Here is a 14,152-nt window from a genome sequence, read left to right on the forward strand (position 1 = left end):
TTCGAAGGCGCTCGCAGCGACCGACAACATAGGAGACAGACCATGCCGGCTTATGGAGCAAACGTGGCACAACGGCTCGACGCGCTCGAGACCGGACCGTTTCACTGGCGTCTGCTGGGCCTGATCGGCGGCGGCATGTTCTTCGATGCATTCGACAATTTCCTCGCGGGCAGCGTGCTCGGCGCGCTGGTGCAACAGGGCCTGTCGGACATGCATATGAACGCGCTGTTCATTTCGATGAGCTTTGCGGGACTCACACTCGGCGCGTGGGGCGCGGGCGTGATCGGCGATCGCTTCGGGCGGCGCTTCTCCTACCAGTTCAATCTGCTCATCTTCGGCGTGACGTCGATTGCCGCGGCGCTCGCGCCTTCGATGACGTGGCTGATCGTGCTGCGTTTCATCATGGGTATCGGGCTGGGCGCGGAAATCGTCGTCGGCTACAGCACGCTGAACGAATTCACACCGGCGCATGCGCGGGGCCGCTTCTCGTCGTTGCTGAATCTGATTACGAACTCGTCGGTGCTGGTCTCGTCCGCATGCGCGTTCCTGATCATTCCGCACTTCGGCTGGCGCTGGATGTTCGCGATTCCAGGCATCGGCGCGCTCGTGATCTGGTATCTGCGCAAGTCGATGCCGGAATCGCCGCGTTGGCTCGCGGCGGTCGGGCGGCATCAGGAGGCTCGCGAAGTGGTCGAGCGGATCGAGGCGCAAAGCGTGCGTCGCGATGCGCCGATTCCGAATGCGCCGCAGGAAGAAGAACCGGGACGGCTGCGCGATCTGTTCGCGGCGCGACAGATGTCGCGCACGCTGGTCGGCATCGCGGTGGTCTGCATTTCGTTCACGGCGATGTACGCGTTCGTCGCGTGGGTGCCGACCTTCCTCGTCAAGCAGGGCTTCGATATTTCGCACTCACTGCTGATCACGTCGGCAATGTTCGCGGGCGGTCCCGCGGGTTCGTTGATCAGCATGGCGATCGCGGACAGGATCGGCCGCAAGTGGGGACTCGTGATCTTTTCGGCATTGGGCGCCGCGATCGGCATGGCGTACCCGTATGCCACTCACGCGGCGACGATCGCGCTGGTCGGCTTCGGTGTGACGACATGCATCTACGTGACCTCCGCGCTGGGCGTTGCGTGCTACGTCACCGAGCTTTTCCCGACACGGCTGAGACTGCGCGGCGTGGGGCTCGCGAACGCGGCTGGACGTGCGGTGAACGTCGGCGTGCCGTACGTGGTGGCGAGCGTCTATGCGCTGGCCGGACTGCTCGGCGTCGTGACCTTCATTGCCGCGCTGTTCGCGCTGCTGGTGGTAATTCTCTCTATATTCGGCATCGAAACAAGGAAGCGCACGCTCGAGGAGGTGCAGGCGAGTACCGCGCCGGAAGCCGTCATCGGCGTGGAAAAACCCATCAACATCGGAGGCATGTAAATGAGCAACGCATCGGATACGTACGAACTATTCGCGATCAAGTACGCACGGCGGGACGGCTGGCGCTGCGACAACTTCATTGGCGGCGACGACGATCACCAGAGCGCGATGCCGCTCGACTACTACGTGTGGGTCGCGAGAAACAGTGAGCGCGCCGTGCTGATCGACACCGGCTTCAACGCCGAGGTTGCCGTGAAGCGCGGGCGTGGCGTGCTGCGCTGTCCGATCGATTCGCTCAGACTCGTCGGCATTGATCCCGATGCCGTCAGCGACGTGGTCATCACGCATTTGCACTACGACCATGTCGGCAATTTCACGCTGCTGCCGGCTGCGCGTTTCCATCTTCAGGAAACGGAGATGCATTTCGCCACGGGGCGTCACATGAAATACCGGCATTTTGCGCACCACTACGAGCCCGACGATGTCGCCGCGATGGTGAAGATGAATTTCGCGCAACGCGTGGTGATGCACGACGGTCCAGTCGATCTCGCGCCGGGTATCCAACTGCAGCCGGTCGGCGGCCATACGCCGGGTTTGCAGGTCGTGCGCGTGAAGACCGCTCGCGGTTGGGTCGTGGTCGCGTCCGATGCTTCGCACTTCTACGACAACATCGAAAATCGCCGGCCATTTTCGAACGCTTGCGATGTTTGCACGATGCTCGAAGCGTACGACACCGTCTATCGACTCGCCGATTCGAAGCAGCACGTGATTCCTGGCCACGACCCGCAGGTGCTTGAACGCTATCCAGCGCCGACGCGCGAACTGGAAGGGATTGTCGCGCGACTCGACGTGGCGCCGAACGAGATCGCCCGGTAACGACCGATAACGCCGCCTGAACACGCGAACGCTCATCAAGAGAACGACTATGGAAGACGAACTGCGCATCATGGCCGTGGCCGGCAATCTCGGCTACGGCTTTCCCGAAGCATCGCTGCGTAACGGCATCGCGCGCAAGCCGCACGTGATCGGCGCCGACAACGGCTCGTCCGATCCGGGACCGTACTATCTCGGGAGCGGCAAGTCGCTCATCAAGCGCGAGCAGTTGCGCCGCGATCTGGGGTTGTCGCTGAAAGCGGCGCGCGACGCTGGCGTGCCCTACGTGATCGGCACGGCGGGCACGGCGGGCGGCAAGCCGCATATGGAAGAGTTTCTCGATGTACTCGACGAAGTCACGCGACGCGACGGCTTGCGCTACAAGCTGGCGACGATTCCGGCGGAGATCGACAAGAACGTCATCAAGCAGGCGATTCGCGAAGGCCGCGTGAAATCGATGGGCGTGCTGCCCGAACTGACCGAACAGGCCGTGGACGACGCCACACGCATCGTCGCGCAGATGGGCACCGATCCGTTCGTCAACGCGTTCGAGGCGGGCGCCGACGTGGTCATCGCCGGTCGAGCGTGCGATACCGCGATTTACGCGAGTCTTGCCGCCTGGCGCGGTTTCGACATGGGCCTCGCGTTTCATATGGCGAAGCTGCTCGAATGCGGCGCGCAATGCGCCGTGCCGCTCGCCGCGAACGACTGCCTGCTCGGCACGCTGCGCCGCGATCACTTCGAACTGGAGCCGATGAACCCGGAGCGGGGCGTGACGCCTGTTTCCGTTGCCGCGCACATGATGTACGAACAGCCCGATCCGCACCATTTTTACGAGCCGGAAGGTTTGGTCGATCTCGAACATACGCACATCGAAAAGCTCGACGACCGCCGTGTGCGGGTGACCGGCAGCAAGCTGGTCGAGATGCCACCGAGCATCAAGCTCGAAGGCGTGAAGCTGCGCGGCTACCGGACGATCACCATCGCGGGCATGACCGATCCACGCCTGCTCGCGGCGGTCGATCAGGTCGAAGCGCGGGTGCGCGACGACGTTGCGCGTCTGACCGCGCTCGACATGAAGCCGGGCGAGTACGAGCTCAACTTCATCTACTACGGCCGCAATGGCGTACGCGTCGATCAGCGCGAGCCGCGTCTCGCTCATGAAATCGGCATGGTGATCGAGGCGATTGCACCCACGCAGGAACTCGCGAACATGGCGCTTTCGCTCGCGCGTAGTTCGTTCCTGCATGGCTATTTCAAGGGGCGCAAGGCGACCGCCGGCAACCTCGCATTTCCGTTTTCACCATCGGATCTGGTTGGCGGACCCGTGTACGAATTTACGATTTATCACGTGATGCAGGTTGCCGACCCGGCCGCGCTCTTTCCCGTAACCACGACCCAGATCGGGTGATGCGATGAATCTGACCCACGTATTCGATCCTTCCCGCGGCGACACCGTTTACGACCTCGCCGAAGTGATGCGCAGCAAGAACGCTGGCCCGCTATATCTGACCTTCGACATGATCTTTCCAGATGCCGCCGTATATCGCCGCGTGCGCGACAGCGACGTGCTGACGCCTGAGTTGGTGAGCGCGCTCTATCAGGTGGATGCGGGCGATGTCAGCATCGTTTCGTTCGATGCCGCCAACGCGATCAAGATCACCATTCCCCGCACCGGACCCACATCCGGCGCGCCCGGCGATCGCGACGTGTATGGCGCTCAACAGCATGAACCGCTGATCGGGGTGCGCATTCCACCGGCAGCGCAGGCGGACTGACACGCTTCGCGCACGGGGCGCGCGCGTTGGGAAGATCGCCTCCGTGTCACTCAGCGAGATGAATCACAAGCGCGTCGACTTGTGCTTTATTCGTCACCACCTCACACACCGAAACCCCGCATACACATACTGATAATGCGGCTGAAACCAATTGCGAAAAGCCGGCCGCAGCATGCACTGCGCGGTGCGTGCCGAGCCGCCTTTGATCACGTAGTGCTGGCCATCAAAAAAGTTGGCTGAATAGCCGAGATAAAACGGAAAGGCTTCGAAGCCGGGCAGCGCGTCGAATACCGTCGAAGTCCACTCCCAGCCATTGCCGAATTGTCCTTCCACGCCGAACGCGCTGACGTTATCCGGATGCACGTCGACCGGTTGCGGATCCCAGCTGCGAAAATCGAAATTACCCGACGCGGCGTGTGGCGCGCCGTGTGCCGCACGTTGCCACTGCGCCTCGGTGGGTAACGCTTTGCCTGCCCAGCGCGCGTAGGCGCTGGCTTCGGCGTGGCTCACGTACACGGGCCAGTCGAGCGGCAACGGGACCTCGTCGAACATGGTGCGCAGCGTCCATGCTTCGCCGCCTGCGTCGTGCCGCGACCAGCACGCGGGATGCTCGATATGCTCGGCTTCCTTCCACGCCCAATCCTTCTCCGACCACCACTTCGCTTCGCGATAGCCGCCTGCCTCGATGAACTCGCGGAATGCACCGTTCGTCACCATATGGCGATCGATTTCGAAGGCCGGCACATCGACATGCAGTTCGCCGAACTCGTTGTCCCAGCCGAAGCGCCCGCCGTCGCGCGGCATGCCGAGCACGGCCGTGCCGGCCGGTACGCTGACCATCGACGACAACGCGTCGCGCGGTTCCGCACGCGTCACGACAGGCTCGCGCAATTCGGTGACCTTCTGCGCAAGCGGCAACTGGTGAAGCATGTACGCCAGTGTTTCGGCATGCATCAACCGATGCTCGATCGCGACGTTCAGCAACTGCTCGGAGGCATCGGCTTGTGCACCGTTGCGGCCGAGTTGCGCGGTGTGCGTCAGCGCATCGAGCTCGCGGTCGATCTGCTCGCGGGCACGCGAGCCGTAGCCGCGAACGGCGTTGAGCGACGGCCAGTCACTGGGTTGATCGGTCGGAAAACCGCCGTCGACGGGATCGATGCCGAAGGCAAAAAGCTGGTCGAGGTGCGGATCGAACGCCGGCAGGTCGCACAGGCGTTGATCGAAAAGATTACGATCGAAAGCTTCCAGATGGCCGATGTAAAACACGATCCGGTGGCGTTCACGGATCGGCCGTTCATACAGAAACTCGGGCTTGACGATGGAAAACAGTGCGTCAGTCACTTGACGCGCTTCGATCAGCCGCTGGACGAGCGGGTGATGCGGGGCGGGGTCGCGATTCATTTCGCCGGGTCTCCTTGCGGGGGAGGGACTAAAGACTGTACCTGCTTGCAGGAGCCATGCCAAGACGAAAGCGCGTAAAAAAGGAAGTGGGCGGGGGGCGCGGCGGCGCGGGCCGGGCTCCCGTCGGTGGCCTAGACTTGCCGCAGGCCGTCCAGATCGACGATCCGGATGTGCTTGCCGTGTGTGTCGATCAGGCCGCGCTTTTGAAATCTTGACAGGGTGCGGCTCACGGTTTCGAGCGTCATGCCGAGGTAGCTGCCCATGTCCTCGCGCGTCATGCGCAGATTGAATTCCGCCGACGAATAACCTCGCCGCGCGTTGCGCTCGGAGACGTCGAGCAGGAATGCCGCGACCCGTTCGTCCGCCGAGAGCGACCCAAGCACCATCATCTGCGCGGCTTCACGGACGATCTGCTCGCCCAGCAGTTTGTGCATGCGCTCCTGCATCGAACTGATTTCGCGGCACAGTGACTTGAGGGCGGTGTAGGGGACGATGCAAACCGTGCTGTCTTCGAGGGCGAGCGCGCTGCAGGCATGCACGTCGTCGCTGATGCCGTCGAGGCCGAGCGCCTCGCCGGCGAGCCGCAAACCGGTGACCTGTTCGCGGCCGTCACGATGCGCCATGACGGTTTTCATCGAACCGGAGCGCACGGCGTAAATACTGTCGAAGCGGTCGCCGCTGCGATACAGGGCTTCACCGCGCTGAACGGAGCGCGCGGAACAGATGAGCGTTTCGAGTTTCATCAGTTCGTCGGGCGACAAACCTTGGGGCATGCAGAGCTGCCGCATTGCGCAGCTCGAACAGCGCGCGGCGGAGCGCGCGTTTGCCCGTGGCGGTGCCGCACGACGGCTGCCGCGCGCCGGCGATGAACTTGCGGCAGAGGCCACGGAATCGGCAGTGCCGGCGGAGTGCGTAACAGCGATAGGAGTGAGCATGTTCAGCAGCCGGTGGTCAGGGTAATGACAGATTGTCCCATCGACCACGTTGCCCGCTTCGCGGCAAAATGACGCGTTCAGGCAGTCAGGCACGTTGAGCAGTGTCACACCGGCGTCGGTGAATTTGTTTATGGACTGCTATGGAGTGCGAGCAGGCAGACCCTGCTCACACTTTGGCGAAAAGGAGATCGGCAACCTGGAACACCTGCCGCCGATGTAAAGCGCGCGTTGCTCACTCGCGCCGCGTTCATCAATCCGCGTCGCCGGACTTGCCCGCGGCGGATGGGATCAACAGCACGGGCAAAGTCGCTTGCCGCACGCAGCGCTCGGCGACACTGCCAAGAATCAGCCGCTGAAAACCGCGCCGTCCGTGTGTGCCCATGACCAGCAGATCGGCGTTGAAGTCAGCCGCGGCCTTGAGCACGACCACCGAAACATCGTCGATCGTGGATGCCTCGCCTACCACGAGCTCGCCCTTCACGCCTTGCTCGGTCATGGCCTTGGCGAATTCGGCGCCGAGTTCCTTGCCCTCTTCGACGAGCCGGTTACGCAAGACGGATGGGTCATAACCGGGCGCTTCGAAATACATCGGCGTGTTTTCGACGACATAGAACGGCTGCAAGACCGCGCCGCTGGATTTGGCGAGCGCGAGCGCTGCTTCGAATGCACGGCGGGAGGTGTTGCTGCCGTCGACCGCTACAACAATGCGTGTGTACATATCGACTCCGCGTCTGAAGGATCCGGATGCCGCAGCTGTTTCCAACCGGCTGGGCGCAATGAAGATTCATTGCTGATGCGAGCTTAAATGATCGCTGAAAAACATGCATTCGACCTGGATGTAAATCAAACTCTTGTCAAATTTTGCGACGAGGCTGTCCTGTTCGGCAAGCGCCGGTCAGCAAGCGTCGGCGGGACTTCGCTCCAATTTGCAATGCATATCGGCGGCCAAGATAAGGCCGGGTTTGCCTTACAATTACAGCCTACTCAGACAAGCTGCTTCAGTCCGCTGATGAACGAGCGCAAAACGACGGGCTTGCCCGACAAGATCTACGGCGACATTCTCAACCGCATTGTCGAGGGCGAGTACAAGGAAGGTGAGCGCTTGCCGACCGAGCATGCGCTGGCGGAGCGATTCGCGACGTCCAGGCCGACGGTGCGCGAAGCGCTGGCGCGCTTGCGGGCGGACGGCATCATCATGACGCGGCACGGATCGGGCACGACGGTCGCGCGGCGGCCGGATCCGGACGTGCGCCGCTTCGCGCCGCTCGAAACGCTGTCCGACATCCGCCGCTGCTATGAATTTCGCATCGTGACAGAAGCGGGCGCGGCGGAGCAGGCGGCGCTCAAAGCCGACGCCGACGACATCGCCGCCATCCAGCACGCCTGGGACCAGTTGGAGCGGATCATCGAGACGCAGGGTATCGGCGCGAAAGACGACTTCATGTTTCACCTGGCGGTGGCGCGCGCGTCGAAGAACCCCTTTTTCATCACGGTCATGTCGTTTATCGAGGAGCAAATCCTGTTCAGCATGAACCTGTCGCGCAATCTTTCGCTGGTGAAGACTGTGGCGCGGCAGCGGCTCGTGCAGGCGGAGCATATGGCCGTGCTCGAGGCGATCCGGCGCAAGGACGCGCCGGGCGCTGCAAGCGCCATGCGAGCGCATCTCGAGAACGCGCTCGAGCGGATGTTCGGCTCCTGAGTGTCCGCGCGCTGTCGCCGCGCGGCGGGGCCGCAGCGCCATCGGGCCACCGTGCCGCGGTAATTCCCGCACGGTGCGACAGGGCGTAGAACCTGCCGCTCTCGCGGCAGCGAACCTCCGGCGAAGTAAAACAGCTAAGCAGCGGCGGCCATCGGTCCGAACAGCGCGGTACGAGTCTTGGGACTCACAGCGATATCCAGCGCCACCGCCCGCTCCACGCCGATCTGCAACGGCGACCCGAGCCGGCTGATCTCGATCCCGGTCTTGCGCAGCAGCCGCTCGATCGGCGTGGTGGTCACCGTGACATACCGCGTGATGCCCATCTGGTCGGCGAACGTCACGAGTTCGTGGATCGCCTGCATGGTCAGGTCCGCAAAGCCAAACGATTGCTCCTCGCCGCCGGTTTCAATCGCGAACCGGCTCAATTCCCAGATGTGCCGCCCAACCGGCGCCGCCGCGCCGTGCAGCAACTGCGGGAAGGTGTCCTTCAGCATGTTGGGGCCCTCGGTCGGCATCAGGCGCCAACAGCCGCGCACTTGCCCGTCGTCCGCCTGGATCAGCATGTAATGCGGCCCGAGCGCGTCGTAGCCGTCGATCTCCATGCCCGCGATGGTAGCGATATCCCACCCGAGCCGGCCGTGAAACACCCGCGCCCGCAGGCGGTACATCTCGTTAATGTCCGCGTTGTCGAATTCCTGACGCATTCCAATCCGGATTGCTGTTTGCATGACGTTCTCCTGAACGTGTTGGGGTACCCAATACGCAAGAAAACTTATGCATTTTGAATGTTTCTGCCACCTACCTACCTGGATAGGTGCGCATGCTTATCGGGTAACGCAAAATTCGAGACAAGCACTGCACTCAACCGACAGGACCGAAAAAATGGAACTCCTCGACAATCATTGGCAACCGCAAGCCGGTCTTCAAACCCGCCCGGCGGAGCCTTCCACGGCGGTGGACCGCGTTCTGATCATTGCTTACCGCAAGAAGAAAAAAGAGAGCCAACGCCGTTTCTGGGCCCGCTTCGGCGTCACGCAGTCGCGCGGCAGCCGGTTCGAGTCGGGTGCTGAAATCCCGGCGCCGGTGTCGATCCTGCTCGGTCTGTACTTCACCAAAACCGTGTCCGACGCCGATCTGGGCCGCGCCGAGCGCGTGCTCTACAGCCGCGACGCCGCGGCCTTTCTCAACCCGGGTCAATAAGCCCGAGCTGGGCTGCAATCACGGCCGCCGCACGCCGCGAATTCACACCGAATTTCGTCCTGATGTTCTTCATGTGGAAGTTCACCACGGCTTCCGAACAGTTCAGGATGTGGGAGATTTCCCAGGTGGATTTGCCGCGTGCGGTCCATTTCAGGCATTCGCGTTCACGCGGCGTGAGCTTGGGCAATAAGGTCTGAGCGTGCGTATTCAAATGCCGCTGGCTGGTATCGATTACAAGATCGCGCAATAACACCAGATTCGGCAATGCCACGTTGATATGGCGCCAGAATTCGTCGTTGGGATTGTTGTCATTGACGAAGCACATCATGCCGGCTTCCTGGTTCGGTCCATGAATCGGCAATGTCACGCCGGCGCGCAACCCATGCGCGCGGGCTTCTTCGTACATGGAAAGCTGCGGTGCGGTCGTGAAGATATCCGGCGACCAGATCAGCGGCGTGGCGCGCGTCGCGCAATGCGCGACGGTCGGATCGATGTGAACCAGTCCCTGCTCGTCATAAGTACGGCGCCAGGTGGGGGAGTACGTGCTACGCACATAAGCGTCTTCGAGGCGAATGGTCGGGCGCGGCAGCATGGCGATCAAAAGCCTGTCGAAGCCCCACGTCTCGGCGAGGCCCGCGATTGCACCGAACCATTCCGCATCGTCGGCGGCGTCCAGTAGAGGTGCCATCTGCTCGATAAAATGTAGCGACAATTTTTACTCTCTCAGGCTCGCAAACATCCCGTTGCGGTAAATTGCGGTACGGCATTCCGTCCGTTGGTTTTTATCTTCACAATCTATCACCAAAATTTATTTCGCAAAGCCAGAAGTGATTTCTAACAAAATGGCGACGGTGATGGTTTAGCGAGAATGCGAATGAATCGCGCTTTGTATCCGATTTTCTGACCGAATTAACATTCACCGATGGTTAATGTGGGTAATTTTCGCGTAGTAGCCGTTTTGATGCCATTCGTTGGCAACATTATTGTGAAAGCATTCTAATTGGCGGCCGCTGCCAAAATTTCAGTCAAAATCGCACTGATTGCCGATATTGAATGTTTGCGGGCTGCACGGTTGCCGCGACATAAACGTCACCGTCCAAGCTATATTGTCATACAAAAGCAACACCGCGTAGTTTGCGGCCTTCGCGATCCGCGCGAAGAATTCGCGAAGCCGGGCTTGCCGCCAAGTTGTTTGACAACATTCGGAGCCCGGTGCTACCTTGAGCGCTCCATTCTGTCCCGCTCCCGGTGTGAGGCCACGTGAACGAATCCCCGATTCGCGACGCCGCCCGAGCATCATGCGAAGATCGAGCACGCCGCGCGGGCGCTGCTCGCGTTGGAGCACGAATTCGCGCAAGCCAACCCATGCCACTGAACCTTGAGCCCGAAGCCACCAGCATGACCGACAACAACCGACGCTATCCCGATCCCTCCATCCGCGTGTTCGATCCGCGCTTCAAAGCACTGATCCTGGCTTCCGCGTCCGTCGAGTGTCTGTATCAGGGCGCCCGCTGGTCCGAGGGCCCGGTCTGGTTCGGCGACGGCCGCTATCTGCTGTGGAGCGACATTCCGAACGACCGCATCCTGCGCTGGGACGAACCGAGCGGCACGGTGTCGACGTTTCGCCAGTCGTCGAACAATGCCAACGGCCATACGCGCGACCGTCAGGGGCGCCTCGTCAGCTGCGAGCATTTGACGAGGCGCGTCACGCGCACCGAATACGACGGATCGATCACCGTGCTCGCCGACCGCTACCGCGGCAAGCGCTTCAATTCGCCGAACGACGTGGTCGTGAAATCGGACGGCTCGATCTGGTTCAGCGATCCGACCTTCGGCATCGACGGATTCTATGAGGGCGAGCGGCAGGAGTCGGAACTGACGGCGTGCGTGTACCGCGTCGACGGCCAATCCGGCGAAGTCACCGTCGTCGCCGATGACGTGCTAGGCCCCAACGGTCTGGCGTTTTCTCCGGACGAGTCGGTGCTGTACATCGTCGAATCGCGCGGTGAGCCGCGCAAGATCCGTGCGTTCGATGTCGACGGCGACGGCGGCGCGCTGTCGAACAACCGCGTGCTGATCGACGCCGGCCCGGGCACGCCGGACGGCTTTCGCGTCGATGTCCACGGCAATCTGTGGTGCGGCTGGGGCATGGGCACCGACGAACTCGACGGCGTGCGCGTCTTCACGTCGCAAGGCGAGCCGCTTGGCCACATAGCATTGCCGGAGCGCTGTGCGAACGTATGCTTCGGCGGACGGCATCGCAACCGGCTCTTCATGGCGGCAAGCCACGGCCTCTATTCGCTCTACGTGAATACGCAAGGCGTGCAAGGCGGCTAGTTGCCAGACAAGTCGTCATCAGAGGTCATGAGCGGCTCCGGGTTTGCCCTTGGATGCAGCGCGCAAGCCGTTGAGCGGCAAGGATTCACCGCGAAAATGGCGGCTTTCATGAGCCCGGAGCCGCCACGAGTATTTGCTTGACATCAGCTGTTCCGCTTCGCTATGTTCCATTGGTAGAAAGACACCGCCCGCAGCGCATTCGACCGGCGGATTTCCATACCAAGAAGCGAGGAGACGCAATGACTGTTTCACACAGGTTGGCGCTCAGGCTGGTGTCCGTATGTCTCGCGGCGAGCGCCGCTTTCGCATCCGCCGCGCATGCGGCCGATCCGGTCACACTCAATATCGTCGACGTGGCCGGCGACCTTCAACTCACGCAAAAGGGCTTCGAGGCCTTCAAGGCGAAATACCCGAACCTCGTCGCCAATCTCACCTTCACGAACGCACCGGCGCCGCAGTTGCCCGGCAAGATCAAGGCGATGCAGGCCGCGGGCCGCTCCGATATCGATCTCGTGCTGACCGGCACCGACGCGCTTGCCGCCGGCATCGAACAGAGTCTCTGGATGAAGCTGCTGCCCGAGAACGCGGCGGCGTTCCCTGGCGTGCTCGATAAGTACGCGCCGGGTCCGCGCAAGATGCAGGATCTAGCCCAAGGCTACGGGCTCGAAGTCGCGTATATGCCGGCCGGCCCGCTGCTCGAATACAACCCCGCCAAAGTCAGCGACCCGCCGAAGACGCCCGAGCAATTGCTGCAATGGTGCAAGGCGCATCCGGACAAGCTGATCTACGCACGCCCGGCGAATTCCGGTCCGGGCCGCACGTTCCTGATGGGCTTGCCCTACATACTCGGCGACAAGGATCCGCAGGATCCGATTCACGGCTGGGACAAGACGTGGGCCTTTCTCAAGCAACTGAACGATTGCATTCCTTACTATCCGGGCGGCACGTCGGCGGTGATGAAGGAGCTTGGCGAAGGCACCCGCGATATGACGGTGACCGTGACGGGCTGGGACATCAATCCGCGCGCGCTCGGTATCGTGCCGGCGGAATTCCGCGTGCAGGCGTTCGACAACATGACGTGGGTGAACGACGCGCACTACATGGTGATTCCGAAAGGCGTGCCGAAGGAAAAGCTCGACGTGCTCTACAAGCTGATGAACTTCATGCTCGAACCGGCGCAGCAGGCCATGACCTATGACGACGGTTACTTCTACCCCGGTCCGGCGATCAAGGGCGTGAGCGTCGAGCAGGCGCCCGCGCACAGCCAGGACGTGCTGAAGAAATACGGCCGGCCGGAGTACGCGAAGCTGTTGGCCGAGCGTCCGCACGTCTTGCCGCTGAACGCCGCGGCGATGGTCGCGGCTTTCAAGAAATGGGACACCGAGGTCGGCGCGCAGAAGACCAAATAGTCTCCTCGTCTGGCCGTGCATGCATGATGTTGCGATCCACGCGTGATACGTGACACGGCGCACCACGCGTATCGGGAAACCGCCATGAAGCATCACTTTGAGCAGTTGCGGCTCGACTCGGTGAGCCGCAGTTTTACGAATGCGGAAGGCCAGGCGATCGCGGCGCTGCGCGGCCTCGATCTGACCATCCAACGTGGCGAGTTCATCGCTCTGCTGGGGCCTTCCGGTTGCGGCAAATCGACGGCGCTCAATTGCATCGCCGGATTGCAGCCGTTGAGCGCCGGCGGCATCTGGCTCGACGACAAACGCATCGACGTGCTGCCGCCGGAGAAGCGCGGCTTCGGCATGGTGTTTCAGAACTACGCGCTGTTTCCGCATATGAGCGTGCTCGACAACGTCGGCTTCGGTTTGAAGATGCGCGGCGTCGGCAGGAGCGAAGCCGTGCGCCGCGTGCGTGAAGCGTTGCAGCTCGTGCAACTCGTCGGGCATGAACGCAAGCTGCCCGGACAACTGTCCGGCGGCCAGCAGCAGCGCGTGGCGATTGCGCGCGCGATCGTGATCGAGCCGCCGCTGATTCTGATGGACGAACCGTTGTCGAATCTCGATACCAAACTGCGGATCGAAATGCGCGCGGAGATTCGCCGCATCCACAGCCAGCTCGAGCGTGCGACGCTCTACGTGACGCACGATCAGGACGAAGCGCTTTCCATGGCCGACCGCATCGTCGTGATGAGGGAGGGTGTCGTGCAACAGGTTGCCACGCCGAAAGAGGTCTACACGCGGCCGCAGAATCTGCACGTCGCGCGCTTCATGGGTTATCGCAACGTGGCCGAATTCGAACTCGAAGGCACGCAAGGCGAAGGCGTGCTGGTGACCGCAAACGGTGTGCGTCTCCTCGGCACGCCGATGGCCGGCTTCAACAGCAAACGCGTGAGCGTCGCGTTGCGTCCCGAGGATATGGAGCGCGCCGTGCCCGGTGCGGAGAATGCCTTCGACGCGTTGGTGACGACCGTCGAATACGGCGGCCGCGATTCGTTGCTGCGCGTGAAGACAGCGTTCGGCGATATCTGGGCACGCGTCGGCGGAGAATTCGAAGAGGGCGAGCGAATCAGCTTGCGCGTGCCGCCGTCGCGCACGCTCGTCTACGATGCC

General features: G+C 62.1%; 15 protein-coding genes. 9 read left to right on the forward strand and 6 right to left on the reverse strand.

Annotation, left to right across the window (positions count from 1 at the left end):
* The first annotated feature begins 42 nt into the window (after nt 1–42).
* Genes P0D80_RS38355 through P0D80_RS38370 form a run of 4 tightly spaced genes read left to right on the forward strand, consistent with a single transcriptional unit; the run spans nt 43 to nt 4,019 of the window.
* Entirely contained in the window at nt 43–1,428 is a 1,386-nt protein-coding gene (locus tag P0D80_RS38355) for an MFS transporter (protein WP_408291603.1), read from the forward strand.
* Nucleotides 1,429–2,244: an N-acyl homoserine lactonase family protein gene (locus P0D80_RS38360; protein ID WP_408291605.1), complete on the forward strand. Its 816-nt coding sequence runs from the start codon at nt 1,429–1,431 to the stop codon at nt 2,242–2,244. It abuts the gene before it with no gap.
* Between the two features lie 49 nt (nt 2,245–2,293).
* Nucleotides 2,294–3,652 (forward strand): acyclic terpene utilization AtuA family protein, encoded by a 1,359-nt coding sequence (locus P0D80_RS38365; protein WP_408291607.1) that lies wholly within the window; start codon nt 2,294–2,296, stop codon nt 3,650–3,652.
* Nucleotides 3,653–3,656: 4 nt separating this feature from the next.
* A complete protein-coding gene (locus P0D80_RS38370) occupies nt 3,657–4,019 on the forward strand; it encodes a DUF4387 domain-containing protein (protein WP_408291609.1) in 363 nt (120 codons plus the stop codon).
* Nucleotides 4,020–4,112: 93 nt separating this feature from the next.
* On the opposite strand, the gene P0D80_RS38375 is transcribed toward P0D80_RS38370, so the two are convergent.
* The 3 genes from P0D80_RS38375 to P0D80_RS38385 form a co-directional block, all read right to left on the reverse strand.
* On the reverse strand, nt 4,113–5,420 hold the full coding sequence (locus tag P0D80_RS38375) for an SUMF1/EgtB/PvdO family nonheme iron enzyme (protein WP_408291611.1): 1,308 nt from the start codon (nt 5,418–5,420) through the stop codon (nt 4,113–4,115).
* A 131-nt stretch (nt 5,421–5,551) separates the two neighbouring features.
* Nucleotides 5,552–6,355, reverse strand: coding sequence for a helix-turn-helix domain-containing protein (locus P0D80_RS38380; protein WP_408175382.1), 804 nt, complete (start codon nt 6,353–6,355; stop codon nt 5,552–5,554).
* 250 nt (nt 6,356–6,605) lie between these two features.
* Nucleotides 6,606–7,073 carry a universal stress protein gene (locus tag P0D80_RS38385; protein ID WP_408291612.1) on the reverse strand — a complete coding sequence of 156 codons (468 nt, stop codon included), beginning with the start codon at nt 7,071–7,073 and terminating at the stop codon, nt 6,606–6,608.
* A 291-nt stretch (nt 7,074–7,364) separates the two neighbouring features.
* On the opposite strand from P0D80_RS38385, the gene P0D80_RS38390 reads away from it, so the two are divergent.
* A complete protein-coding gene (locus P0D80_RS38390) occupies nt 7,365–8,054 on the forward strand; it encodes a FadR/GntR family transcriptional regulator (protein ID WP_408175229.1) in 690 nt (229 codons plus the stop codon).
* 134 nt (nt 8,055–8,188) lie between these two features.
* On the opposite strand, the gene P0D80_RS38395 is transcribed toward P0D80_RS38390, so the two are convergent.
* On the reverse strand, nt 8,189–8,782 hold the full coding sequence (locus tag P0D80_RS38395; protein WP_408291615.1) for an acyl-homoserine-lactone synthase: 594 nt from the start codon (nt 8,780–8,782) through the stop codon (nt 8,189–8,191).
* Nucleotides 8,783–8,936: 154 nt separating this feature from the next.
* On the opposite strand from P0D80_RS38395, the gene P0D80_RS38400 reads away from it, so the two are divergent.
* Nucleotides 8,937–9,254 carry a helix-turn-helix domain-containing protein gene (locus P0D80_RS38400; RefSeq protein ID WP_408175227.1) on the forward strand — a complete coding sequence of 106 codons (318 nt, stop codon included), beginning with the start codon at nt 8,937–8,939 and terminating at the stop codon, nt 9,252–9,254.
* On the opposite strand, the gene P0D80_RS38405 is transcribed toward P0D80_RS38400, so the two are convergent.
* Nucleotides 9,238–9,942, reverse strand: coding sequence for a helix-turn-helix transcriptional regulator (locus P0D80_RS38405; protein ID WP_408291617.1), 705 nt, complete (start codon nt 9,940–9,942; stop codon nt 9,238–9,240). The genes P0D80_RS38400 and P0D80_RS38405 overlap by 17 nt on opposite strands.
* 333 nt (nt 9,943–10,275) lie before the next feature.
* The gene (locus P0D80_RS38410; protein WP_408291619.1) at nt 10,276–10,611 is read right to left on the reverse strand and encodes a hypothetical protein; all 336 of its coding nucleotides are present in this window, start codon (nt 10,609–10,611) and stop codon (nt 10,276–10,278) included.
* A 41-nt stretch (nt 10,612–10,652) separates the two neighbouring features.
* Here P0D80_RS38410 and P0D80_RS38415 point away from each other — a divergent pair, with 41 nt between their 5' ends.
* The 3 genes from P0D80_RS38415 to P0D80_RS38425 form a co-directional block, all read left to right on the forward strand.
* Nucleotides 10,653–11,591, forward strand: a complete 939-nt coding sequence (locus P0D80_RS38415) for an SMP-30/gluconolactonase/LRE family protein (protein WP_408291624.1) — start codon at nt 10,653–10,655, stop codon at nt 11,589–11,591.
* 239 nt (nt 11,592–11,830) lie between these two features.
* Nucleotides 11,831–13,000, forward strand: coding sequence for an extracellular solute-binding protein (locus P0D80_RS38420; RefSeq protein ID WP_408175224.1), 1,170 nt, complete (start codon nt 11,831–11,833; stop codon nt 12,998–13,000).
* An 84-nt stretch (nt 13,001–13,084) separates the two neighbouring features.
* Nucleotides 13,085–14,152, forward strand: a 1,068-nt coding sequence (locus P0D80_RS38425; RefSeq protein ID WP_408291621.1) for an ABC transporter ATP-binding protein, incomplete at its 3' end; no start/stop codon positions are given.

The sequence above is a fragment of the Paraburkholderia sp. RL17-373-BIF-A genome (genome assembly GCF_046030175.1).
Lineage (GTDB): Bacteria > Pseudomonadota > Gammaproteobacteria > Burkholderiales > Burkholderiaceae > Paraburkholderia.

Coding starts and splice junctions, on each gene's coding strand:
- P0D80_RS38360 (WP_408291605.1), top strand. CDS start 1,429: ATGAGCAACGCATCGGATACGTACGAACTATTCGCGATCAAGTACGCA.
- P0D80_RS38400 (WP_408175227.1), top strand. CDS start 8,937: ATGGAACTCCTCGACAATCATTGGCAACCGCAAGCCGGTCTTCAAACC.
- P0D80_RS38370 (WP_408291609.1), top strand. CDS start 3,657: ATGAATCTGACCCACGTATTCGATCCTTCCCGCGGCGACACCGTTTAC.
- P0D80_RS38375 (WP_408291611.1), bottom strand. CDS start 5,420: ATGAATCGCGACCCCGCCCCGCATCACCCGCTCGTCCAGCGGCTGATC.
- P0D80_RS38420 (WP_408175224.1), top strand. CDS start 11,831: ATGACTGTTTCACACAGGTTGGCGCTCAGGCTGGTGTCCGTATGTCTC.
- P0D80_RS38355 (WP_408291603.1), top strand. CDS start 43: ATGCCGGCTTATGGAGCAAACGTGGCACAACGGCTCGACGCGCTCGAG.
- P0D80_RS38390 (WP_408175229.1), top strand. CDS start 7,365: ATGAACGAGCGCAAAACGACGGGCTTGCCCGACAAGATCTACGGCGAC.
- P0D80_RS38395 (WP_408291615.1), bottom strand. CDS start 8,782: ATGCAAACAGCAATCCGGATTGGAATGCGTCAGGAATTCGACAACGCG.
- P0D80_RS38405 (WP_408291617.1), bottom strand. CDS start 9,942: ATGGCACCTCTACTGGACGCCGCCGACGATGCGGAATGGTTCGGTGCA.
- P0D80_RS38380 (WP_408175382.1), bottom strand. CDS start 6,355: ATGCTCACTCCTATCGCTGTTACGCACTCCGCCGGCACTGCCGATTCC.
- P0D80_RS38415 (WP_408291624.1), top strand. CDS start 10,653: ATGACCGACAACAACCGACGCTATCCCGATCCCTCCATCCGCGTGTTC.
- P0D80_RS38365 (WP_408291607.1), top strand. CDS start 2,294: ATGGAAGACGAACTGCGCATCATGGCCGTGGCCGGCAATCTCGGCTAC.
- P0D80_RS38385 (WP_408291612.1), bottom strand. CDS start 7,073: ATGTACACACGCATTGTTGTAGCGGTCGACGGCAGCAACACCTCCCGC.